This window comes from Psychrobacter sp. SC65A.3 (genome assembly GCF_025642195.1).
Lineage (GTDB): Bacteria > Pseudomonadota > Gammaproteobacteria > Pseudomonadales > Moraxellaceae > Psychrobacter > Psychrobacter cryohalolentis.
Genome location: NZ_CP106752.1, coordinates 2,183,826 through 2,206,722, shown reverse-complemented (window position 1 = coordinate 2,206,722; position 22,897 = coordinate 2,183,826). Strand labels below are relative to the sequence as shown.

At 42.6% G+C, this 22,897-nt stretch carries 19 protein-coding genes and 1 other RNA gene; 10 read left to right on the top strand and 10 right to left on the bottom strand.

The annotated features are described in order from the left end of the window. Window positions 1-100: 100 nt before the first annotated feature. Window positions 101-685, bottom strand: a complete 585-nt coding sequence (gene ruvC, locus OEG80_RS09270) for a crossover junction endodeoxyribonuclease RuvC (RefSeq protein WP_011513021.1) — start codon at window positions 683-685, stop codon at window positions 101-103. Between the two features lie 153 nt (window positions 686-838). On the opposite strand from ruvC, the gene OEG80_RS09265 reads away from it, so the two are divergent. Continuing rightward, on the top strand, window positions 839-1,468 hold the full coding sequence (locus OEG80_RS09265; protein ID WP_263240483.1) for an FxsA family protein: 630 nt from the start codon (window positions 839-841) through the stop codon (window positions 1,466-1,468). Between the two features lie 121 nt (window positions 1,469-1,589). Here the strand turns inward: OEG80_RS09265 and ssrS are convergent. Then, window positions 1,590-1,785, bottom strand: a non-coding RNA gene (ssrS, locus tag OEG80_RS09260) — 6S RNA. A 237-nt stretch (window positions 1,786-2,022) separates the two neighbouring features. On the opposite strand from ssrS, the gene gpmI reads away from it, so the two are divergent. Continuing rightward, a complete protein-coding gene (gene gpmI, locus OEG80_RS09255) occupies window positions 2,023-3,681 on the top strand; it encodes a 2,3-bisphosphoglycerate-independent phosphoglycerate mutase (RefSeq protein ID WP_263240482.1) in 1,659 nt (552 codons plus the stop codon). A gap of 266 nt (window positions 3,682-3,947) precedes the next feature. Then, window positions 3,948-5,510, top strand: a complete 1,563-nt coding sequence (locus tag OEG80_RS09250; RefSeq protein ID WP_263240481.1) for a S41 family peptidase — start codon at window positions 3,948-3,950, stop codon at window positions 5,508-5,510. A gap of 28 nt (window positions 5,511-5,538) precedes the next feature. Here the strand turns inward: OEG80_RS09250 and OEG80_RS12930 are convergent, their stop codons facing one another. The 3 genes from OEG80_RS12930 to OEG80_RS09230 all read right to left on the bottom strand — a co-directional run bounded on the left by OEG80_RS12930 (window position 5,539) and on the right by OEG80_RS09230 (window position 9,840). Further along, complete coding sequence (locus tag OEG80_RS12930) at window positions 5,539-7,278, bottom strand: sigma-54-dependent transcriptional regulator (RefSeq protein ID WP_327107067.1); 1,740 nt, start codon at window positions 7,276-7,278, stop codon at window positions 5,539-5,541. Between the two features lie 155 nt (window positions 7,279-7,433). Further along, entirely contained in the window at window positions 7,434-9,164 is a 1,731-nt protein-coding gene (locus tag OEG80_RS09235; RefSeq protein WP_263240479.1) for a sensor histidine kinase, read from the bottom strand. A gap of 40 nt (window positions 9,165-9,204) precedes the next feature. After that, window positions 9,205-9,840: a response regulator gene (locus tag OEG80_RS09230; RefSeq protein WP_011513027.1), complete on the bottom strand. Its 636-nt coding sequence runs from the start codon at window positions 9,838-9,840 to the stop codon at window positions 9,205-9,207. A 415-nt stretch (window positions 9,841-10,255) separates the two neighbouring features. On the opposite strand from OEG80_RS09230, the gene OEG80_RS09225 reads away from it, so the two are divergent. Both OEG80_RS09225 and OEG80_RS09220 read left to right on the top strand, forming a co-directional pair. Continuing rightward, complete coding sequence (locus OEG80_RS09225) at window positions 10,256-11,350, top strand: serine hydrolase (RefSeq protein ID WP_149409851.1); 1,095 nt, start codon at window positions 10,256-10,258, stop codon at window positions 11,348-11,350. A 112-nt stretch (window positions 11,351-11,462) separates the two neighbouring features. Continuing rightward, a complete protein-coding gene (locus OEG80_RS09220) occupies window positions 11,463-12,143 on the top strand; it encodes a thiamine phosphate synthase (RefSeq protein WP_181210768.1) in 681 nt (226 codons plus the stop codon). 27 nt (window positions 12,144-12,170) lie between these two features. Here the strand turns inward: OEG80_RS09220 and OEG80_RS09215 are convergent, their stop codons facing one another. Continuing rightward, window positions 12,171-12,500 carry a TraR/DksA family transcriptional regulator gene (locus tag OEG80_RS09215; protein ID WP_181210769.1) on the bottom strand — a complete coding sequence of 110 codons (330 nt, stop codon included), beginning with the start codon at window positions 12,498-12,500 and terminating at the stop codon, window positions 12,171-12,173. A 322-nt stretch (window positions 12,501-12,822) separates the two neighbouring features. Here OEG80_RS09215 and OEG80_RS09210 point away from each other — a divergent pair, with 322 nt between their 5' ends. The 5 genes from OEG80_RS09210 to ruvB all read left to right on the top strand — a co-directional run bounded on the left by OEG80_RS09210 (window position 12,823) and on the right by ruvB (window position 18,057). After that, the gene (locus OEG80_RS09210) at window positions 12,823-14,025 is read left to right on the top strand and encodes a phosphoglycerate kinase (protein WP_181210770.1); all 1,203 of its coding nucleotides are present in this window, start codon (window positions 12,823-12,825) and stop codon (window positions 14,023-14,025) included. A 260-nt stretch (window positions 14,026-14,285) separates the two neighbouring features. Next, window positions 14,286-14,672, top strand: a complete 387-nt coding sequence (locus tag OEG80_RS09205; RefSeq protein ID WP_020442948.1) for a hypothetical protein — start codon at window positions 14,286-14,288, stop codon at window positions 14,670-14,672. Between the two features lie 471 nt (window positions 14,673-15,143). Continuing rightward, the gene (gene fba, locus OEG80_RS09200; RefSeq protein WP_020442949.1) at window positions 15,144-16,178 is read left to right on the top strand and encodes a class II fructose-bisphosphate aldolase; all 1,035 of its coding nucleotides are present in this window, start codon (window positions 15,144-15,146) and stop codon (window positions 16,176-16,178) included. An 87-nt stretch (window positions 16,179-16,265) separates the two neighbouring features. Then, a complete protein-coding gene (gene ruvA, locus OEG80_RS09195; RefSeq protein ID WP_181210771.1) occupies window positions 16,266-16,889 on the top strand; it encodes a Holliday junction branch migration protein RuvA in 624 nt (207 codons plus the stop codon). A 187-nt stretch (window positions 16,890-17,076) separates the two neighbouring features. Beyond that, on the top strand, window positions 17,077-18,057 hold the full coding sequence (gene ruvB / locus OEG80_RS09190) for a Holliday junction branch migration DNA helicase RuvB (RefSeq protein WP_041772439.1): 981 nt from the start codon (window positions 17,077-17,079) through the stop codon (window positions 18,055-18,057). 185 nt (window positions 18,058-18,242) lie between these two features. Here the strand turns inward: ruvB and OEG80_RS09185 are convergent, their stop codons facing one another. From OEG80_RS09185 to OEG80_RS09170, 4 genes are all read right to left on the bottom strand, one after another. Next, window positions 18,243-19,904, bottom strand: coding sequence for an ABC1 kinase family protein (locus tag OEG80_RS09185; protein WP_263240476.1), 1,662 nt, complete (start codon window positions 19,902-19,904; stop codon window positions 18,243-18,245). A gap of 57 nt (window positions 19,905-19,961) precedes the next feature. After that, window positions 19,962-20,657, bottom strand: coding sequence for a ubiquinone biosynthesis accessory factor UbiJ (locus OEG80_RS09180; RefSeq protein ID WP_263240475.1), 696 nt, complete (start codon window positions 20,655-20,657; stop codon window positions 19,962-19,964). A gap of 118 nt (window positions 20,658-20,775) precedes the next feature. Then, on the bottom strand, window positions 20,776-21,864 hold the full coding sequence (gene ubiE, locus OEG80_RS09175) for a bifunctional demethylmenaquinone methyltransferase/2-methoxy-6-polyprenyl-1,4-benzoquinol methylase UbiE (protein WP_020442954.1): 1,089 nt from the start codon (window positions 21,862-21,864) through the stop codon (window positions 20,776-20,778). 78 nt (window positions 21,865-21,942) lie between these two features. Continuing rightward, window positions 21,943-22,653 carry an FFLEELY motif protein gene (locus OEG80_RS09170; protein ID WP_263240474.1) on the bottom strand — a complete coding sequence of 237 codons (711 nt, stop codon included), beginning with the start codon at window positions 22,651-22,653 and terminating at the stop codon, window positions 21,943-21,945. Window positions 22,654-22,897 lie beyond the last annotated feature (244 nt).

The following is a 22,897-nucleotide window of genomic DNA, read 5'->3' as shown; positions in this document are numbered from 1 at the left end:
TTATAATTAACTACCGATGTTCAATAGTGGTATTAGATAAGTCATAAAAAACACGCGTCCGAAAAGGTGCGTGTTTTTTATGACTTATCTAATGAGCTTTTTAACGCAAATTGCCTAAATCTTCTTCAGTTAAACGCCAGCGCCCTTTTTTCTTAGAAGCACCGCGCCCACGCATGGCACTATTTAATATGAGTTTGTTCATTGAATGGCTTGAGTGTGCATGACAGATGGCGCAGGCAAGACCGTCTGCCGCATCTTGTTGTGGTACAAAATCCAGAGTCAGTATCCGGCACACCATTTCTTGTACTTGCTCTTTTGCTGCTGCGCCATAGCCGCAAACGGCTTGTTTGATTTGGCGTGCAGTATATTCTGAAACTTCCAAATCCAGGGCTACCATCGCTGCAATGGCTGCGCCACGTGCTTGCCCAAGCTTAAGCGCTGAATCAGGGTTTTCTGCCATAAATACTTGTTCAATTGCCGTATAAATAGGCTCATCTGCATATTTTAGATGATGCTGAGTAATACGCGTCAAGCCATTAAAAATGCGTTTTAGGCGTTCAGGCATCTCTTTAGTATCTGTACGAATGGTGCCTGAATCAATATAGGTGAGCTTATCGCCCGTTTGTTGAAGGATGCCATAGCCGGTCATGCGTGAACCTGGATCAATCCCAATAATAATTGCCATAGTGTTCCGTCTTACTTACATTTTGTTTTATGGCTTAAAAATTAGCCGTAAGTTTGATAGTATAGCAATCAATCCCCATATACATCATATGTTAGCCATTTTAATTTGCATGGCGCTCAATTTATTGGTTTTTATTTTATAGGACGACACTTTATGGGTCAGATAGTTGGTATTGCCATCGTATGGTTTATTATCGAGATGCTGCTTTGGTATTTGCTTGCTCAATTTACGAGTGGCTGGTTGGTGTTTATTTGGTTTATTATCGCCGCCGTCATCGGTATTTCGCTCCTGCGCAAAGGCATGGCAGCTCTCAACCCAATGGCCCAGCAGATGAAAGCAGGCGGTATGATGAATCCGTCGATGCGTCCGCAAGAGTCAACCATGATCAAAAGTGTGGCTATGGCAGCGGCTGGTATTTTACTGCTCATTCCCGGTGTGCTGAGTGACTTGCTAGCCTTGCTGGTTATATTGCCACCCGTGCAGAAAAAACTTAAAGACTTTGCCAATAATTACGTCATGAACAATCAACAAAAAATGATGGAGATGATGGCCAAGCAGATGGGTGGACAAATGGGCGGCGGACAAAACCCATTCGGTGGTGCTGGCGACATGGGTGGTCAAAACCCGTTTGGCGGTGCAGGTGGTATGAATAATCAGAACCCGTTTGGTCAACAGCAAAACCCGTTTGGTGATGTGTTTAAGCAGCATACAACGATTGATGGGACAGCAAAAACCATTCCTAAAGACGTGAAAAAAATCACTAAATCTGCTAATGACGAATAGTTGAATTAATAGACAAGCATAGAAAAAGCCCCTTTCGTCAATGACAAAAGGGGCTTTTTAGTAGCTGTAATTCATTCTTTATAAATATAGTGCTTATAAATAAAAAAACTACTAGCCGAATATAACAACCGAAGTGCCGCCGCAAGATGGTGACCCATGAACCGTGAAGTTCAGGGCGGATGCGTCACTGCCTCGGCAGGTTTCCTGATACACCGCAAGCGGTGCAGGCATACACAATGAAGCAATAGGTACCACATCCTGGTAAAGCATTATCGGCTCAGGGAATAAACATCTGCTAGCCAACACTTCAGAATATAATTATCTTAACCAATGGTTTGAGTGATTGCAAGTACGATTTACAGATTGCTACGTGAGTTTGATAATTAGCATGATTATCATTAGATCATTATTAAATCCTAATCTATTCATATAGTAATCAATTGTTGACTTAGAAGCTCACTTTTCAGCTATTTCAAGATGTGTGCTAATATAGACAACTTTAGACATCCTAATACAGCATTATAGGCGTTCATTCACTTGAGGAGCGGTAATCCATGACCAATACCCAGCAACAATCAGAATCTATCGACGATAATCAGGCACAATTAAGCAAGCAGCAAGATAGTGATAATAATAAGAAAGTGCCGCGTGTATTAATGATATTAGATGGGTTTGGGCATCGTGAAGACGATAAAGACAATGCCATTGCTGCCGCTAATATGCCAAATTTAGATAATATTTATGAGCAATATCCGCATGGATTGATATCAGCGTCAGGAGAAGATGTTGGTTTGCCAGATGGTCAGTTTGGTAATTCAGAAGTTGGGCATATGAATTTGGGCGCTGGGCGCGTGCTATATCAAGATTCAACTCGTATCTCAAGTGAAGTTGCCAGTCGTGATTTTTATAAAAATGAAGCCTTGGTCGATGCAGTAAAAGCCGCCAATATATTGGGCGGCAATGTGCATATTATGGGCTTGCTGTCAGATGGTGGCGTCCATTCTCATCAAGACCATATTGAAGCAATGTGCCATTCCGCATTGGTACATGGTGCCAAAAACGTCTTTGTGCATTGCTTTTTAGATGGACGTGACACGCCGCCTAAGTCTGCTGATAAATATATCAATCGTCTTCGTGATCATATCGCAAAGCTGAATGCGCATTATGAGAGTGGTCGTGTACAGATTGCGACTATTATTGGGCGTTACTATGCGATGGATCGTGACAATCGCTGGGATCGCGTGCAAAAAGCTTATGAGCTGATTACTGAAGGTAAAGCGGATCGTTTAGCAACTCGTGCTGATGGGGCAGTGCAAGCTGCGTACAAAGCACGTGAAACCGACGAATTCATTAATCCAACGGTCGTGATTGGGCGTGACGAAGTGCCTTATACCGTTGATGACAATGATGCCCTTATTTTTATGAATTTCCGTGCTGACCGTGCTCGTGAGCTTGCGCAAGCTTTCGTATTACCGGACCATGAGTTCTCAGGATTTGCCCGCAATAAGCAGCCAAAACTTGCGGCATTTGTGATGTTGACCAAGTATTCTGATGTGTTAGCAGATAATCCTAAAACCAGCATCGCTTATTATCCAACCTCATTGACCAATACACTTGGCGAATATTTGCAAGATAAGGGTAAAACCCAGCTGCGTATTGCTGAAACTGAAAAATACGCGCATGTGACGTTCTTTTTTAGTGGTGGGCGTGAAGATGAATATAAAGGAGAGACACGCATCTTAGTGCCATCGCCAGATGTTGCTACTTATGACTTGCAGCCTGAGATGAGCGCGCCTGAAGTGACAGATAGATTGGTGGAAGCGATTGAATCTGGTAAATATGACGTGCTAGTTGTCAATTATGCTAATGGTGATATGGTCGGTCACACTGGTATTTTTGATGCTGCGGTGCAAGCAGTAGAAGCGTTAGATATCTGCGTTGGGCGCGTGGCAGAAGCAGTACGTGCGGCAGGTGGCGATATGCTGATTACAGCAGATCATGGCAACTGTGAGCAGATGCAAGACTATGAGAGTGGTCAAGTCCATACTCAGCATACTACTGAACACGTGCCACTGATTTATGTCGGTGAGAAAAAAGTACAAGTCCGTAGCGGCGGTAAGCTTAGTGATGTTGCACCTACTATTCTGGCCTTAATGGATATCGAAGCGCCGAAAGAGATGACAGGCGAAAGTCTGTTGGTTGTCGCTCAATAATCCAATTATAGTAAGGCGCTAGAAATTTATACTAGTAGCGTTACATTACTTTCAAAGTAAATTGATATTAAAAGGGAGAGCTATTGATCAGCTCTCCCTTTTTTGTTGCTACATTTTGTCTAACATTTCACCTAAGTTACTTGCAATACTCTCCTATTCTTATAAGGGTGCTTGATGCTATCTTATGGGCTATTATTCAATAATAACCATATAACAATCCTATAATAATGATGGCTTAACTTTGGACAAATTTTCAGGTGATTTTTATGCATTTTAACAATCCTATCAGTCGTACATTTCCATTGACCTCTAAAAGACTCGAGCAGTCAATGAGTACGATATCTAGCTACACTAACGTCTTAAAGCCGACGCTTATCGTGGGTTTTCTGGGCTTAAGTATGATTGCTATACCAGCGCAAGCGGCTGTCAAAGATACTGCTGCAGGGCGCAACGCAAGTCGTACGGCAAGCTTACAACTCATCAGTTTAAATGCTAATAATGTACCATTAGATAACGGCGCAGATGATTTATCAGATATTGCTGATATGCTTGAATCTGCTGATCAAGCTGACGATTTAATTGATAGTGTGGCGGATGAAAGTGTGCTGAACAATGAATCGCCTATTATTAATACCGACATTCCTGCTGAAGTCGCTCAAGTGTCATTAAATGCTATTTCTCCTGAAACGTTAAAGACCTTTGTGGCTTTGATTGATTTGGTGCGTCGTGAATATGTCGATACGGTTAATGATGAAGAACTGTTTAATAATGCTATGAGCGGTATGTTAACCAAGCTCGATAGTCATGCGGAATTTCTGGACGCTGAAGCCTATGAAAATCTGCGTGCTTTTACAGAAGGCGATGTCGGCGATATTGGTATCAAGGTTGAGTATCAATCAGCCTTGGGCTATTGGGTCATCACTGAGGTACTTGATGATTCACCTGCCGATAAAAAGGGTATCGCAGTTGGCGATTATCTACACCAAGTCGATGAATTTAAGCTTGGCGAAGATGAAGAAAGTAACGATATCGAGCAGCTTTTGACAGGCATTGCCGGTACGCAAGTAGATGTGGTGACGTCCAAGGCAGGACGCCGTAAACATGTCACCACTTTACAACGTAATAATAGCCATCCTCAAATTATCGAAACTCGTTTTGTAGATGGTATGGCCATTATTAGGTTACCAGCATTTCAAAATAATAGCCGTGAAAAACTGCTACAAAGTTTGATCGATTTAGATAAGCCTGTCACAGGAATACTACTAGATTTACGTGATAATCCAGGTGGCGTATTGGCATCCGCTGTGAGCGTTGCTAGCCTATTTATGACAGATACGGATGTGGTACAGATAAAGAGTCGCCAAGCAGATTCCCGTACATTGTCGACTAGAGGTGCAGCATTGCTTGAGGCATTACCGGTAGTGGTGTTGCAAAATCGCTACTCGGCGTCAGCGGCAGAAGTGTTGACCAGTAGCTTACAAGCGCAAAAGCGTGGCACTGTCTTAGGTGAGGTCAGTTACGGCAAAGGCTCTGTACAATCGGTGATACCGCTTAACGATGAGCAAGCGGTCAAGCTTACGGTTGCCAACTACATGACTGCTTCAGGTAAAAAGATAGATGGTATTGGGGTAGAGCCTGATATCGCTCTATCGGGCAGTGAAAGCACGTGGGAGCAGCAAGCGCTTGATTTATTACGAAAGAAAGCACTTACTTCAGGTATTCGATTTGTACGTTCTGAGAAAAAGCCAGATCCTAAAAACAGTATTATCAAAAACAATACAGCTATAAAGAATGTTATTGAAAAACCAACATCTAAGGAAAAGCTCTAATCTAGTTGCAATTCTATATCAAGGTCCCTTATTCAGCTCGATCTTCTGCAATCTCAAGTTTGGTCATACGATAGCGTAAGGATCGAAAAGTGGTTCCTAATAGTTCAGCGGCTTGGGTTTTATTCCAGCCAGTTTGCTTAAGCGCAGTGATAATAAGTTGTCTTTCTTGCTCTTGGAGATAGTGCTCTAACCCTTGTGCTGGTAGCTGACCACTGACGCTGCTTTTTATCGCGATACTGTTTAATATATCAATATTGCCATCAATACCACTGTCGATATTGGCTACAGAATCGGTCTTATCACTATTTGCATCCTTGTTTACTGATTCAGCGCGCTCCGCCATTGCTGTCACTGATTGCTGCTCTATTCCTATTGCGGAAGACGATGAGTCAGATATCGTACCGGATATCGAAGGCTGCTTCACTGCAGCATAGTGATGAGTCATCGTACGATAAGGATGCAGATTAGCTGTTGCTTGCTGCGTCGAGACACTTTTGATAGATGATGGTTCACTATCGTCTTTATCTATATTTTCTATTGAATCAGATGTGTTATTTTCATTGATTTTTTGAGGCATATGAGCCTGTTGATGGGCATCTAAGTCAGATAAGCCGAGATGGCTTATATCAATAGTTGAGGTTTCAGCCAAAGTAACGGCACGTTCAAGTACATTACGCAGCTCACGAACGTTACCCGCAAAATCATGCTGCTGTAAACGCAGGCACGCCTCTGCAGTTAATAAAGGCTGCGAATCCAACTGCCACTCTTCAGCAATCAGCGCTAAAAAATGCGTGGCTAATACCGGTATGTCATCGCGCCGTGCATTCAATGTTGGTAATTTAAGCTCAATCACGTTAATGCGGTAATATAAATCCTGACGGAACAACCCTGTCTGTACCAGCTGGTTTAAATCTTTATGCGTGGCTGACAAGATACGAATATCGACAGGCACTTCTTTGGTATCGCCAATCGCGCGTACAGTTTTCTCTTGAATAGCCCGCAGCAACTTCACTTGCATAGCCAAAGGCAGGTCTGCTACCTCATCTAAAAACAAAGTACCGCCATTGGCTTGCTGAAATAAACCTTGCTTATCCGCAACGGCACCTGTAAAGCTGCCTTTTTTATGACCAAAAAACTCTGATTCCATCAGCTCTGAAGGTATTGCCCCGCAATTGACTGGCACAAAACTGCCGTCACGTCGCGGGCTTAAGTCATGAATGAGCCGCGCAACGACTTCTTTACCTGTACCTGACGCCCCTGACAAAAATACCGGCGCTTGTGAGCGAGCCAATTTTAAAATCGTGTTTTTTAAAGGATGCATTACCGCCGAATCACCAATCAGGCGCTCATCAAGCATCTGCTGTTCAGGTGAGCGTTGCGGTGTGGACTTGGCATTCAAATCTTGTTGTATTACCTTTAGCGCGTTTTCAACCAATTGCCGTAAGCGTGGTAGCTCAAGCGGTTTATTGACGAAATCAAAAGCCCCAAGTTTTAGTGCTTCAATCGCTAAATCCATACTACCATGCGCTGTAATCACCGCAATGGGCTTACTAGAGCTGGCACTGATATGTTTGACCAACTCTAATCCCGAACCATCAGGGAGTTTTAAATCGGTTAGACAAAAATCATAGTCATTGTCTTGCCAGTACGATTTCGCTTGCGACAATGTATAGGCAACATCACTTTTGATACCCATTTTGGTCAGGGTGATTTGCATCAAACGGCATAAATCTACTTCGTCATCAACGACTAGCGCGGTGGTTGTCATACATCATCTCATTGTTTTCAAGTGCTACAAAAGTATATAAAATAACTCTCTAAGGGTTTATCAGTCTTAATAACTGCATTGGTTACAGGTATTTTTTAATGAACAATATAAAGCCTTTTGTTTTACATTTTCTTTGAGAAGTAGTTCTTTCTTCTTTAGATAAAAGTTGGACTAACGATGTCATTATGAACAGCAGGAAAAATTAGCCTAAAGCAGGTTTTTTGATGCTCAGGCACATACAGTAAGCGTGCCTGATTGGCTTCACAAAAGGCTTGTGATAAATATAGCCCAAGCCCTGTGCCTGATTGTTCGGTGGTAAAAAATGGATTAAATAAAGCGCTTAAATCATCTGCATTAACACCAGTACCGCCATCCAAAACATCGATTATAACATCGTTATCGGCACAATAAATTTCGATTTCCACAAAGGCATGAGGGTGGGCGTAACTACTATAGCGTAAACCATTATTGATTAAATTGATGAGTACCTGCTCTAACTGATGAATATCAAAAGAGATGGTAGGCTGGGTAAGAACATGTAAAAAGACATCATGTCCTTTAAAGTAATTGTCTAAAAATACAGGCATCCAATCAGCAAGGATAATGGTTTGTTGATTGGCCGTTTGCTGGCGCGACAGTTTTAATACGTCTTCGATAATGCGATTAACGCGTTTTGTTTGCGAAAATATCATTTTATAAAGCTCATGGTTGCCAGTCATCTGACTATTTATATCATTATTAGCGAAAGGATTTAGGGCATTGTCATTGTCCATCTCGCTTTCTATAACATCTTCTATTAGCAACTGGCTAGCTTGCGAAATAGCTGCCAAAGGGTTTCTGATTTCATGAGCGATACTGGCGGTCAACTGTCCAAGTGAGGCGAGCTTTAATTGTTGCGCACTGGCTTGTTCACGGCGTAAATCCTCTAGTATAATGAGTTTACTATCGTCTTTTAACGGAATAATATCGACACGTAGCTTGCCAATGATAGAAGAGTTGGCAACAGCAGGCAGCTCATAAATGAAAGTACGCGTTAGTCCTGCGGCTACCGATAAGCAAGCATTAAACAATTGCAGATGTTGTTGACCAAGTTGCTGCTCAAAAGCGGCTACTGGTTTTGACTTATTGTCATGACGGCTTGGGATGCTAAGTAGTTGATAAGCCGCAAGGTTGGCTAAGACCACTTGCTTGTTATCAATGACGATGACACCATTGACCATTTGAGAGATGACTTCTTGATTGATACTATTTAAACGCTCGACTTCTTTGGCATGGCGAACCGCCACTTTTTCAAGCTGTACTAAGCGCTGCGATATCGACCAGCTTAGACCGCCTACTGCCAAAAAGCTGGCTGACATGAGTAGGGCATTGCCTAAATTTGCCAAACTCATACTATTGGCAATGGCATAAAAAAACTGCTGATAAATCACAAAAATAATGGCAAGCAAAGTAATAATCAATGCTTGTGAGCCATGTAATAACATAAAGCTTGCTGCTACTACCACCATATATAGCATGGTCAGCTGCAAATCAGGTGCGCCAGAGGTATAGAGCAGTAAGCTTAGGATAATGACATCTAGCGCCAACCCAAAAGCCAGCTGTCGGCGTATATGCTTACCAACGGTATAAAATAATCCTAGCAAGATTAAACTCAGCAAAACGTAAAAACTGAGCACAGTTTGCTGTAAGAAACTTGGCAATGATGGGTTGCCATCCGTGCGAACCGTAATATACACAATCAGCATAAAAAACAAGCTGACGATAAAGCGATAACTGCTATAAATCATCCCCAGTTTGCGTAACTGCGGCACAGGCAAAATATCATCTCGCTCTAGATAGTCAGTAATAACAGCAATAAGCTTGGAGGCAGATTTGGCAGGATTCATGGATTAATAACTAATGTTCTTAATGAGAGAGACTTGATAATTAAGGCTGAATAAGACCATGACGAATCGCTAAATGCGTCAATTTCACATCACTATCGACATTTACTTTTTCATAAATGCGATAGCGATAGGTGTTGATGGTCTTCACACTGACAAATAACTGGTCTGCAATTTGTTGAGGGCTTTGACAGTTGACCACCATCATTGCTACTTGCTTCTCACGATCACTGAGCAAATCAAAAGGGGAATTGGCATTATCAGATAATAGTACGTCAGCTAATTGTTCAGCGACGTCTTGGCTAAAATAGCGTCCACCTTGATAGATTTTTTTGACAGCTCGTATCATCTCATCAAGCGGTGTGCCTTTAGTAATATAGCCATTGACGCCCGCTTTAATCAACATTGAGGGATAAGGTTGAGCTGACATACTACTAACCGCCAAAATTTTGATACCCATATCCAGCTGAATCAAGCGTTTGGTTGCTTCCAAACCGCCGATATTGGGCATATTTACATCCAGTAATATGACATCAGGACGCAGCTGTTTTGCCATCTTTATCGCCATATCACCGCTGTCTGCCTCACCGACGACTTCGATATCTGCACTATCTGCCAGCATACGGCTAATACCCATCCGCACCAAATCATGATCATCTACTACTAATACTCGAATCATTGTTATACTCTTTTCTATCTATCAGAATAAAGGGTGCACTGCTAAATTTAAGTCATCTTAATCAATCTATTTGACCAATAACACTCATTTACGCATAAAAAAGCCAATATTAATTGCTTTATTTGGACAGTAGAGACGCAATAAGGCGTCTACTAGCATTAATGTAATGCTATATTGCGCTAATGTTAACTAATATTGCTGTAACATCAAGTAAGTGTAGTAAAATTTGAATGTGGCACTGAAATGCCATCTAATTGATTTAGTACATTAAACTTAAATGCAAACCATGATACACTAAAAATACAAAAACTCTATGTGAGTATCTACAAACACACCTATAAACGCTACGTACGTAGTTGGCGTCAGTCAGTATGTCCAGTATGTCACTGATGACAGCACGTAAGCAGGAGGCAGAATGAAGCAACTACCATTAACCAAACAGCAATTAATCGCTGCTATGATTTCATTGAGTTTGGGCAGTGTCGCACAAGCCGCACTTACAATTAATGGTAGCGCCAGCTCTGAGTCTAGTGCTCGCCTGAGCTGGGGCGGTGCCGATAGCTTGTCTGAAGCGCGCAGTATCATGTCTAGGTCTGGCAATAGCTCTACGATTAAAAAAATAGATAACGGTTCTGGTACAACCAGTATTACCAATACGACCAGTTTTGGTAGTAGTAATAACAACAGTTATAATAATGCCAATAGCTACAACACCACGTATCGCGGTAGTTTTGGCAATAGTAATATGATTCCGATCAGCACCGATTCGCGCAGTGTCGCGGTTATTGATGCAGAAACCGGTGAGTCAATTTATCAAAAAGATGCGGATATCGCGCGTCCAATGGCCAGTATTACCAAGGTAATGACGGCTATCGTGGTACTTGATGCCGGCTTAGATATGCGTGAAGAGCTAACACTTGATCCAGAAGATTTCGTTGGTCCAAAGCGTGCCAGCTCTAACCTAAAGTCAGGCGATCGTCTCAATCGTGCTGAGATGCTATTAATGGCATTAATGAAATCAGAAAATCCTGCAGCAAAAAGTCTTGCCCGTAATTATCCGGGTGGCTATAGCGCCTTTATACGTGCGATGAACCGTAAAGCACAAGAGCTTGGCATGAGTACCGCTTTCTTTGGTGACCCAACTGGTCTGGATAAGCGCAACGTTGCTTCCTCAAATGACTTGGTTAAAATGGTTCGTGCGGCTGGTAACTATGACGTGATTCGTCGTTTCTCAACCACTAAGAGCTATGATTTTTTTGTCTCTAACTTCTCAAGTGGTAACCGCACTTACAAAGCCAATAACACCAGCAGCTTAGTTCGTGATGGCAGCTATCCTATCGGTATCTCAAAGACAGGTTTTATCAATGAAGCAGGGCGTTGTGTTGTTATGGAGACGCGCGTCAATAATCGTCCTGCTATTATCGTAATTTTGGGTGCCAATAGCTCAGCGACGCGCTGGGGTGATGCCAAAAATATCTTAAATAGCTTGGCAACACGCCGCACGGTATAAGATTACAGCGTTAAATGAGCAGTATCAAAAGACATTTATAATAAAAAGGCTGTTATGCGATATAACAGCCTTTTTATTATGTCAAAAACGTGTTGATATTAAGGAGTATTACATGATTCAGCCATCAGTCTCTACGGTTTCTCATACTATACCTAAGCTATATTTGCTGACTAATGATGATGAGTTTAGCCTTTTATATCAAAAGTTAGAAGCCGCTTTAGCAACAGGATTGATTGCTCTTTTACAAATACGCCGTAAGCAGATATTGGCATTGCCTGACGGTGAGTCTCTTCTTTATGAAGAAGCGCTACAAATCGTTAATTTGGCTAAAACCTATAATGTGCCAGTATTGATAAATGACAATATTGCTTTGGCCGAAAAACTTGGTATCGGCGTGCATTTGGGACAGCAAGATGGTGATCTTAGTGAGGCAGCACAATCTTTAGCCCCGAATCAAATCATTGGCCGCACTTGTCATGGCGATATAACGCTAGTCAAAGCTGCGAAAAATGAAGGCGCAAGCTATGCCGCCATGGGTGCAATCTTTGTTTCAACAACCAAGCCCAATGCTGCCACTATCTCGCGGCAGCAACTGATAGAAGGCTGCCAGCAAGATATAAAAATATGCGTGATAGGCGGTTTAACGGCAGAAAACATCTCAGAGCTGGCAGGGTTACCTATTGCTTATATAGCAATCGTTGGCGATATCATGGATTTACCTGTCCATCAAATCGCGATGCGTTGTCAACAGTGGCAGCAAGTATTTAATAAGTGGAATGTGCCTTCTGAATGAATACTATTTTAAAATATAAGCACGAATTTATTCAGCGTGCTGCATACATAAAGTTGCATAAGGCAATGCTTGCAAGCGCTGTGCTTCGATAGGCTCAGCGCATACCTCACATTCTCCATAGCTGCCACTTTCGATACGGCTTAAAGCGTGGTCTACAAAACCTAAGCTTTGCTGTGCCTCAACCATTAAGTTCTTGCGCATGTCATTCTGACGATAAGCAATCGCTTGATCTTCCCAGTGTTCATTGAGATCATCTTGCGGATTTTGGATATGGTCCTCAATATCAGCAATCCGAGTTTGGTACTCTTGTTTTAGTTGTAATAGGTTTTGTTTGGCAGCTTCAAAGTCGATACTCATTTATTTCTCCTAATGATTTATTGTTATGGCACAAGTACGCTATTGATCATAGATAGCTAAACGACTCAGTACCACCACAAAATGTTAATGAGGGTGTTATTAGTTTGAGAAGATAAATTTGCTTATCGCTAAATTTATCTTAGGTGACATATAAGTACAGACTATAAAACTGTTAGAATACACCGCCTTAAATGCTTGCTAGGACAGTTTTCTAAAAATGCCAGCAATAGGATTTGATGAAATAAATTTGCTAAAAAGTATCCAATAAACCGTTGGCGAACCGTCATACAGATTGATAACAGATGATATATAGGAGCAGGTAATGAATTTTTTGCGTATGAGCGAGCTGAGTTTGACCGATAAAGTAGTGTTGATTCGTGAAGACCTTAATGTCCCTATTAAAGCGGGTAAAGTGGCTAGTGATGCACGCCTGCAAGCAAGTTTGCCGACGATTAAGATGGCGCTAGAAAAGGGTGCAGCAGTGATAGTCTGCTCGCATTTAGGACGCCCGACAGAAGGCAATCCTGAAGCCATCTATTCGTTAGCACCCGTTGCTGACTATTTAAGCGATAAACTATCCGCGCCTGTTACGCTGAATAGTGACTACCTCACTCAAGGCGTCGCTATCGAAGCAGGTGAAGTCGTACTGCTAGAGAACGTACGTTTTAATGAAGGCGAAAAGAAGAATGATGCAGCGCTTGCACAAAAATATGCTGATTTGTGCGATATATTTGTGATGGACGCTTTTGGCACAGCACATCGTGCCCAAGCATCAACAGAAGGCGTGACCCAAGCGATGCATAAAGCTGGTAAGACCGCCTGTGCTGGACCTTTATTGGCAGCAGAGCTTGATGCTTTAAGCCTAGCACTTGAAACGCCAGCACAACCTATGCTCGCTATCGTTGGCGGCTCAAAGGTTTCTACCAAATTAGAGGTTTTACATAGTTTGGCTGAGCTTTGCTCACAGATTATCGTTGGTGGCGGGATTGCCAATACCTTCTTAGCCGCGCAAGGTCATAGTGTTGGTGCGTCACTTTATGAAGCAGATCTGCTCGATACAGCTCGTGAAATCATGGGTAAAACTGAGATTTTATTGCCTGAATATGTCGTCGTTGCTGATAAAAATGAGATTGATTTTGCTGACTTCACTGGCTCATTACAACAAGCCACTGCGACCATCAAATCTGTCGACACGATTGGCGAAAATGACATGATATTAGATATCGCACCAGATAGTGCTATAAAATTGGCAGAGGCAATTACCAAGGCGAAAACTATTTTATGGAATGGTCCAGTCGGCGTTTTTGAAGTGGATGCGTTTGGTCAGGGTACTCATATAGTGGCAGAAGCGGTTAAAAATAGCCAAGGTTTCTCGATTGCAGGTGGCGGTGATACACTCGCTGCGATTGATAAATATCAAGTGGCTGATGGCGTCAGCTACATGTCAACGGGTGGCGGTGCGTTCTTGGAGTTTGTAGAAGGTAAAATCTTGCCAGCGGTTGCTGCTTTACAAATTAATGCATAACCTCTTAACGATACTTCAGCAGATGAGTAACATTAGCCGTACAACTTAGCCGCAGTATCTAAGGTACGCTGTACGGATAATATTTTGGCTACTATTCATATCTTATTGTTTTCAAGGCAATAAGTTCGAATTGTCATCGATTATTATTAAGTGGTAATTATTTGTTTCTATACTGAAAATTATTATTGCATGTCCAATTTGCACTCTATAAAATAGCGCAAACCATGTATTTGACATGCTTTATTTATGAGGGATTTGTTATGTTAAAACGTCATTTATTACTTGCTAGTGTTCTTGCTGGTACTTTTGCAATCACTGCATGTAGCCAAGAAACACAAGATAAAACCGATGCTGCTGCTGAGTCAGCTGGCGAAGATGCTGCTGCTAACACAGAAGAAGCTGCTGCGAATACAGAAGCTGCTGCTGCTGAAGCTGAAGTAGCTGCCCAAGAAGCTGGCGCTGAAGCTGCAGAAAATGCTGAAGTTGCTGGTGCTGCTGCCACTAATGCACTAGAAGAAACTGGCGATGCTATTGCTGAAGGCACAAGCAAAGTCGTTGAAGGTACTGCATCAGCCGTTGCTGACGGTGCTAACGCAGTTGCTGACGGCGCAAATGATGTCGCTGTTGATGCAGAACAACAGTACTAAGTCGTATAAAGGCTAAGTCATTTAAAATCAAGCAACATAAAGCGCAGTCTATTCATTAATATAATAGTGGAAGACTATTGGCTGATAAGTTGTTTTATAAGTCTATAAAATATATAAAAGCTTTGGTAATTGCCAAGGCTTTTTTTATGGATAAAAATAATCAATTTGATCCATAAAAAGCAGGTCATGAATTTTTTATAGACGAAATCAACCATCTAACTGTGCAAACAAGGCATAAAAACCAAACACACAAACAAATAGTCAGTTAAGCGCTACGAAGCGCTGGTAATTTTTGCTATAATCACGGCGTGATAATGACGAGCAGAAAGCAGTGGTTTTTGTTGGCTTATAATGGAATACCCATTGCAAAGCTAGGTCGCAGTGCAAACGTGACAACGTCTTATTGTTAAAAATGATGTTTTAATATCATCTTCAAAATACTATTTTTAGAATATAACCAGAGAGCGTTTTATGGCCTTAATATCGTTACGTCAACTTTTGGATCATGCTGCTGAACACGGCTATGGTGTTCCTGCTTACAATGTTAATAATTTAGAGCAGATGCGTGCCATTATGATGGCGGCTGACGCCTGTGACTCTCCTGTGATTGTACAAGCCAGTGCCGGTGCCCGTAGTTATGCAGGCTCTGCGTTTTTGCGTCATCTGATTATTGCTGCTATCGAAGAGTGGCCACATATTCCAGTTGTTATGCACCAAGATCACGGTATGTCACCTGCTATTTGCCAACGCTCAATTCAGCTTGGCTTCTCATCAGTGATGATGGACGGCTCGCTTGGTACAGACGGTAAAACGCCGATGGATTATGATTATAACGCCAGCGTGACTCGCGAAGTGGTCAAAATGGCTCATGCATGCGGTGTTTCAGTCGAAGGAGAGATTGGTTGCTTAGGTAGTCTTGAAACTGGCATGGCAGGCGAAGAAGATGGCTCTGGCGCAGAAGGCGTGTTGGATCATGAGCAGCTATTGACCAGTGCTGATGAAGCAGAGCAGTTCGTTAAAGACACCAATGTCGATGCGTTAGCGATTGCTATCGGTACCAGTCATGGTGCTTATAAGTTTACGCGTCCACCGACAGGCGATATCTTATCGATTGAGCGCGTAAAAGAGATTCATGCCCGTATTCCTAACACTCACCTAGTCATGCATGGCTCATCATCAGTACCACAAGAATGGCTAAAAGTCATCAATGAAAACGGCGGTAATATTGGTGAGACTTATGGTGTACCGGTTGAGCAAATCGTTGAAGCGATTAAGCATGGTGTGCGTAAAGTAAATATCGATACCGATTTACGTTTGGCATCAACAGGCGCTATCCGTAAATTCCTTGCAGAAAACCCTAGCGAATTTGATCCACGTAAATACTTTAAAGCCTCTATGGTTGCGATGTCAGATATCTGTACCAATCGTTTTGAAGCCTTTGGTTCAGCGGGTCAAGCGCATAAGATTCGTCCAATCAGTCTTGAAGGTATGGTTAATTTTTACTAGTAAGCTGACATAGTAAAAGAGACTGATTGATAGTTAGGTGATGGTTTAGCTCATTTTTATAATAGTCTATATAAGAGATCGTGGATTATGATTGGATTGATTAATGGACAGGTGCAATACTTAATGGCACCGACTGCCTGTATCATGACCACCTCTGGTGTTGGCTATGATATTGAGCTACCATTGCCGTCATTTTGCCAATTGCGTCTTAACGAGCAGGCGAGCATTTGGACGCATTTCCATGTGCGCGAAGATGCGCAGCTGCTCTATGGTTTTATTGATCGTAAAGAGCGTGACGTCTTTCGCCAGCTGATTAAAATCAACGGTGTTGGGGCAAAAATGGCATTAGCAATGCTATCTGCAATGTCAGCTGCTGAGCTGAAAATGCATGTCGAGCAAGATTCAGAATCAGCATTGACACGTATCCCAGGTATCGGAAAAAAGACAGCGCAGCGCTTATTGATTGAGCTAAAAGATAAGCTTAAGAATATCGAAGTCGACAGCAGCAATTTAGAATTTGCTATGCAGCCGGTACCAATCTCTGCTGAAGGAAGTATCATTGCTGAAGTTGAAGGCGCATTGATTAGCTTGGGCTACAAAGAAAAAGAAGCTCAGCAAGCCATTAAGGCGGCAAAAAGTAATGGCGAGACATTTGTAGATACACAGAGTTTGTTAAAAGCTACCTTGCAGCAATTTCAAAGTTTTAAATAAGAGTATCTTTCAACACAACATTAATTAAAAAAACAGCGATTGAAAATAAGCGACATTAGATGTCGCTTATTTTCGTTTTAGCACCTGCTTTATCATGTTTCGCATGACTTATGAGCAGCGTTTGGTTATGCTATTTATTACCTAATCTTTTAAAAATAATGCTTTAAGCATAATGGCAAAAACTATGATGCAAGATCGTTTGATTAATCCGCTAGAAGGGGCGTCAGATGCCCCTGATGCCAATATTCGACCAGCATTATTGGCGGAATATATCGGTCAGCCCGTCGTACGCGAGCAGATGGAAGTCTTTATTCAAGCGGCACGGGCGCGTGATGAAGCGTTGGATCATACGCTCATCTTTGGACCACCAGGCTTAGGAAAAACGACCCTTGCCAATATTATTGCTCGCGAGATGGGTGGCAATCTACGTTCTACTTCAGGGCCTGTCCTTGAGCGCGCTGGCGATTTGGCAGCGATGCTGACCAATTTGGAAGCTGGTGATGTCCTATTTATTGATGAGATTCACCGCTTAAGTCCGGTAATTGAAGAAATTCTTTATCCAGCGATGGAGGATTTTCAGCTGGATATCATGATCGGTGAAGGACCAGCAGCACGCTCTATTAAGCTTGATTTGCCGCCATTTACGTTAGTTGCAGCAACCACCCGAGCCGGATTATTAACATCACCACTGAGAGATCGCTTTGGTATCGTGCAGCGACTAGAGTTTTATAATATTGCTGATTTAACCACTATTGTCAGTCGCGCCGCGCGGTTGATGCGCGTGCCAATGAGTGAGGATGGTGCTGTTGAAATTGCGCGCCGTGCACGTGGTACGCCAAGGATTGCCAACCGTCTATTACGACGTGTACGTGATTATGCTCAGGTCAGAGGCGATGGCAGTATCAATGGGGCGATTGCTGGTAGTGCGCTCGATATGCTCGCAGTCGATAGACGTGGTCTCGATCATTTGGATAGACGTTATATTGAGATATTGCACGAGCGTTTTGATGGTGGACCTGCCGGCGTTGAAGCGGTGGCAGCAGCGATGGCTGAAGACCGCGGTACGTTAGAGGATGTGATTGAGCCATACCTTATCCAACAAGGCTATGTACTTCGGACTGCACGTGGTCGAGTATTAACGCAGATGGCGATTGATCAGATGCTATAAAGTTAGCCCAAAAAAATGTGCCTATATTTAATATTCTAATTAAATGTAGGCACATTTTTTTTGCTTTATTTTTTTATAGTATCTATTAAATAGTGGATGAAGGCTCAAGCCAAACGCTTATGCCTATCTATTTTTAATAAATACTTGTTATTGTCAGAAGTCTTTTAGTCAAAGCTATTAACGGTTTAGGCTAAGATACGCCACACGACTGCCAAAATCGCTAAGAGGTAAAAAATAGGTGATAGCCAACCGATAACTTGTGTTGCAAGGGCTATGAAAATAGCAAAGCCCGCCAGCGCCAACCAATCTCGGCGACGGTCGTTTAGCATATCGGCACGGATTTGTTGAATCTCACGCAGTTGACTGTCTTGACGTGATCCTTGTGAAGCAAGGCTCTGTAACCCTTGATCTAGCAGTCTTGGGATATCAGTGGTCGATAATAAAATCTCAGGCAACTGCTGACGTAGCTGTTGTAAATTACGCATCGGATCGAGCTGCTCCTTAATCCAACTGCTTAAGATTGGCTTGGCAAGCGACCAGATATCAAGATTAGGATACAAGTCGCGACCAAGTCCTTCGACATGCACTAAAGTTTTGAGCAGTAGCATCAGCTGCGGTGGAATACTCATATGATGGCGGCGGGCGATATCTAATATTTGCATTAATACACCGGCAAAGTCGATATCGTTAATGGATTTTTGTAACATCGGACCGACAGTGCGTTTCATATCACGCATCAACGCATGCTTATCAGCACTTGGCGGTATCCAGCCAGCTCGGCTGACGATATCAACCATCGCTGTAAAGTTGTTATTCATCACGGACAATAACATTCGCGCGACGATAAGCTGATCGTCCTTTGATAAGGTGCCCATGATGGCGCAATCAAGCCCGATATAACGCGGCTCATGTCCTAAGTCCACGGCGGCCATATTTGCAGTCAAGGTATTGACTGGCGGCGTCTCGACAAAAACATTGCCGGGGTGCATGTCGGCATGGAAGAAGTTATCACGGAATACTTGGGTAAAAAATATCGTTAAGCCTTTTTCTGCCAGTGCTGCACGGTCATAGCCTAATTGATCAAATACCTCAATTTGTGAGATTGGAACGCCTTGTATGCGCTCCATGACCATGACGTTTTTATTGGCATCATAGACTTCTGGCACATACATCAATGCCGAGCCCAAAAAGTTGTTGCGCATCTGCGTTGTATTGTCTGCCTCTAATGTCAAATCTAACTCGTTGAGCATGACTTGACGGTAGTCTTCAACAATATCGATGATGTGTATTGCACGAGCTGCTTCGATACGCGCCGATGCCCAATTGGCGAGTTCTCGTAGCAATTCAAAATCTGCAATAATGGTCGTGCGAATATCAGGACGAACCACTTTGACCACCACTTCACGCCCATCATGCAGCGCAGCGGTATGTACTTGGGCAATAGAAGCAGCTGCTAGAGGCTTGACGTCAAAACGCGCAAATAAAGAGCCAATAGATTGACCGAGACCGTGTTTAGGGTCTTGGATTTGCGCAATTGCGATATCAGAATCGAAAGATTTAACTTTATCTTGCAGTTGAATAAGTTGCGCAATAATCTCAGGTGGCACGAGGTCACGGCGGGTCGAGAGTAATTGTCCAAGCTTTAAAAATAGAGTCCCCATATCTTCAAGCGCGTATTTAATCGCATTAGGCTGATGCTTTTTACCCCACGCAGCTGGATGCATACGGATTAAACGTACCAAAGGCTGTAGTTGCGGCGCCTCTTCGACAGAAAAATGGGTGTCAATACGATAGGTGGCGGCAATGCGCCATAGCTCAAGTAAACGGGCGCGATGGGATAATAGCATGAGATATAAATACTCTAGATAAAGTCAAAAATAAGGTAGGCGTTGTAGAAAAGGCGATTATCTACTATGAGTTAAACGTGCTTGCTCATCTTTGATAGCGGCTAGTTTGGCTTCTTCACGTTCAACATCAGCACGCAGTTTCAGTAGTTGCTGCTTAAGCGCATTTACTTCAGTTACATCTATTGGGTCAGGTGCACTATTACCTGCCACATCGTTTGCCCAATCGCTAACATCGTTAAAAGCACGCTTGGCACTATGACGCCAGCTGCCTTTAAGCTGCGATATCAGGAGGTGCAACTGGCTCGCCATCGATTTACCAATAAATGGTTCAAGTTGTCCCGCGACATCAGGATCAAAGCCTGCAACCAATTGATTGAGTTGCATAAGTACTTTGTAATCGCCCTCAATAGGCAAGTTGCCTTCTGTACTGCGCATGAGATTCAGTAGCTGGGCAGGGTTATCGACGGTAATAATACAATCTGGGCGGCTATGACCAAGACGCGCACGATCCATACTGGCTTTTTGACGCTCATTCATAGCGCCACTTTGCTCAAACACACTTTCAGTCGTCACTGGCTCAAAACGCAAGCGCTCTTCAGTGAATAGCACATCTAAATTCACCTCAGGCGTGCCCATGTTGAGACGCAGTACTTTGCCAGCAAGTGGCGCTAAACCCGCTTTGGTAATTTCATCACTGGCAATAGCCATATTAATCAGCTTTTCAGCACCGGCCAAAAGTAGAACAGTCAGCATAAGGCTCTCGCATAGTCAGTTGAGCGCCTTAAAAGAGCGCATTATTTATAAATATAAGTTGCCATCATTTTACATAATGGCATTTTTATCGCTATGTATTGTAATTTAAAACTTAATCTTATGCTTTAAAGCCGCGATGTACCGCGACGATACCAGCTGTCAGATTATGATAATCACAATTTTCAAAGCCTGCTTGCTCCATCATCTGCTTTAGCGTCTGCTGATCAGGGTGCATACGAATCGATTCAGCTAAATATTTATAGCTTTCGGAATCGTTAGCAACCAGCTTACCCATCATCGGTAGCGCTGTGAATGAATATAAATCATAGGCTTTTGATAATGGCTCAAAAATAGGTTTTGAGAACTCTAGTATTAATAAGCGACCACCTGGCTTAAGCACACGGTACATCGATTTTAACGCAGCATCTTTATCTGTGACGTTACGTAGACCAAAGCTGATTGTCAGCAGATCAAAGCTATTATCATCAAATGGCGCTAGGGTTTCAGCGTTCGCCAAAACAAAATCGACATTATTACAGCCAGCATTAATCAAGCGCTCACGACCAACTTCTAGCATGGCCGCATTGATATCAGACAACACGACTTTACCGTTGCGACCGACTTCACGGCTAAAGACCTTGGCTAAATCACCCGTACCGCCAGCGATATCTAATACATGTTGACCAGCACGCACGCCAGATAAGCTGATGGCATAACGCTTCCACAAGCGATGAATACCAAATGACATTAAGTCATTCATGATGTCGTATTTTTTGGCGACAGAGGTAAATACGTCAGCCACACGCGCTTGTTTTTCTGCTTTATTAACGGTCTTATAGCCAAAATGGGTTTCTTCATGACCATCAGTATCAGACGTATGTGGATTATTGATATCGTCACGCTGGTTAAAAAGCGTTTGCTTAGGGGCTTGAGTATTTGTCTGTGCAGCGTCATTTACAGTGCTATTTTGGGCGTGGTTTTCAGTATTGGCATTTGGCATAGTGGTTTGTTGCCCTTGTGGCGTTCCTATGGGTAAATCTTCAACATGAGTAAAGTCATTATTAATAACGTTATTAACACTTGTAGCGGTATTTTGACGTGCTTTTACTTGAGCGGTAATATTTTGGTTATGAGTGATACTGTCTTGAACCAATTTATCTTGTATACGGCCATTAGTCGTCGTTTTATTATTTACATGATCAGTCATCGCGGTGTCCTATGATTTATTTTTATGCTTGTTTTTAGTCAGATAAAATACTAATAGTTGTTGAGACAATAGCGCTTATCATACACCAAACGCAGCGGGCTTACCGTCATTATCCATGGCATGGACTTCATCAATAACTTCAAGCTCGCGCGCGCAAAACGGTTCAATAAAGCTGCTCACACTTTTTAATGGTTTCATGGCTTTAAAGCCTGAATCGATAAAATCATAAAGCGGCTGAAAGTTATAGCGATATGCGGTGCCTTTAGCCATCGCAAAAGCTTTTTTGAGCATAAATGAATTTAAGTCTTTGTCAGTACGATAGCAAACGTCTTTTAAGTTATTAATCTGTACACGGCGTTCATCAGCTTCATCAACCGTACGGTAAGCGAGTAGCATATTTTCTTCATTCACTGCTAACTCTTGTTCGAGTAACCACTGCGCCAAATGCAAGTCGAGCTCAATAGCCAATATTGACGCTTGAATGCCCATACTTCCAGCTTCTAAAGATGACTCTTTGGCAAGACGCTCAAGTTTCTTGGCTTTCGGGAGAATGCGTCCTAATTGTTCTGCCAATACTTTAAATTCATCACCACCATACAGCTGCGTTAAAAAATAATCTGCCATTAGCTGGTTTTTTGGTTGCTCAAACAGCGTGCTATGCGTACGCTTGATACGGGCTTGTTGCCATGATTGCACTTCATTAAGCTTCTTATTCAATGCAGCGTCTTCATGATGTGGCAGCGCCCAAAAGCGGTCAAGGTGCTGTTGTAAGTTGGCTAAAGCAGACATGGCAAGTCATCCTATAAAAATAATAATAGTCATCAGATTGATAATAAAAGCTGGATAATAAGGGGGCTGGTTAGCGCTAAGTTTTCTACTTATAGGCAGCTATTAAACCATGCTCTCAAGATTTTGTTCACCTTAAAAGAAAATAAGACAGAATACAAATGCCAAACTGTTACATATAAAGATTGCACAGCGCTTTCAGGTAGTCAATTTATAAGACTTTATAACACAAATTACATAGCCACGT

Coding starts and splice junctions, on each gene's coding strand:
- ruvC (WP_011513021.1), bottom strand. CDS start 685: ATGGCAATTATTATTGGGATTGATCCAGGTTCACGCATGACCGGCTAT.
- OEG80_RS09265 (WP_263240483.1), top strand. CDS start 839: ATGGGTCAGATAGTTGGTATTGCCATCGTATGGTTTATTATCGAGATG.
- gpmI (WP_263240482.1), top strand. CDS start 2,023: ATGACCAATACCCAGCAACAATCAGAATCTATCGACGATAATCAGGCA.
- OEG80_RS09250 (WP_263240481.1), top strand. CDS start 3,948: ATGCATTTTAACAATCCTATCAGTCGTACATTTCCATTGACCTCTAAA.
- OEG80_RS12930 (WP_327107067.1), bottom strand. CDS start 7,278: ATGACAACCACCGCGCTAGTCGTTGATGACGAAGTAGATTTATGCCGT.
- OEG80_RS09235 (WP_263240479.1), bottom strand. CDS start 9,164: ATGAATCCTGCCAAATCTGCCTCCAAGCTTATTGCTGTTATTACTGAC.
- OEG80_RS09230 (WP_011513027.1), bottom strand. CDS start 9,840: ATGATTCGAGTATTAGTAGTAGATGATCATGATTTGGTGCGGATGGGT.
- OEG80_RS09225 (WP_149409851.1), top strand. CDS start 10,256: ATGAAGCAACTACCATTAACCAAACAGCAATTAATCGCTGCTATGATT.
- OEG80_RS09220 (WP_181210768.1), top strand. CDS start 11,463: ATGATTCAGCCATCAGTCTCTACGGTTTCTCATACTATACCTAAGCTA.
- OEG80_RS09215 (WP_181210769.1), bottom strand. CDS start 12,500: ATGAGTATCGACTTTGAAGCTGCCAAACAAAACCTATTACAACTAAAA.
- OEG80_RS09210 (WP_181210770.1), top strand. CDS start 12,823: ATGAATTTTTTGCGTATGAGCGAGCTGAGTTTGACCGATAAAGTAGTG.
- OEG80_RS09205 (WP_020442948.1), top strand. CDS start 14,286: ATGTTAAAACGTCATTTATTACTTGCTAGTGTTCTTGCTGGTACTTTT.
- fba (WP_020442949.1), top strand. CDS start 15,144: ATGGCCTTAATATCGTTACGTCAACTTTTGGATCATGCTGCTGAACAC.
- ruvA (WP_181210771.1), top strand. CDS start 16,266: ATGATTGGATTGATTAATGGACAGGTGCAATACTTAATGGCACCGACT.
- ruvB (WP_041772439.1), top strand. CDS start 17,077: ATGCAAGATCGTTTGATTAATCCGCTAGAAGGGGCGTCAGATGCCCCT.
- OEG80_RS09185 (WP_263240476.1), bottom strand. CDS start 19,904: ATGCTATTATCCCATCGCGCCCGTTTACTTGAGCTATGGCGCATTGCC.
- OEG80_RS09180 (WP_263240475.1), bottom strand. CDS start 20,657: ATGCTGACTGTTCTACTTTTGGCCGGTGCTGAAAAGCTGATTAATATG.
- ubiE (WP_020442954.1), bottom strand. CDS start 21,864: ATGACTGATCATGTAAATAATAAAACGACGACTAATGGCCGTATACAA.
- OEG80_RS09170 (WP_263240474.1), bottom strand. CDS start 22,653: ATGTCTGCTTTAGCCAACTTACAACAGCACCTTGACCGCTTTTGGGCG.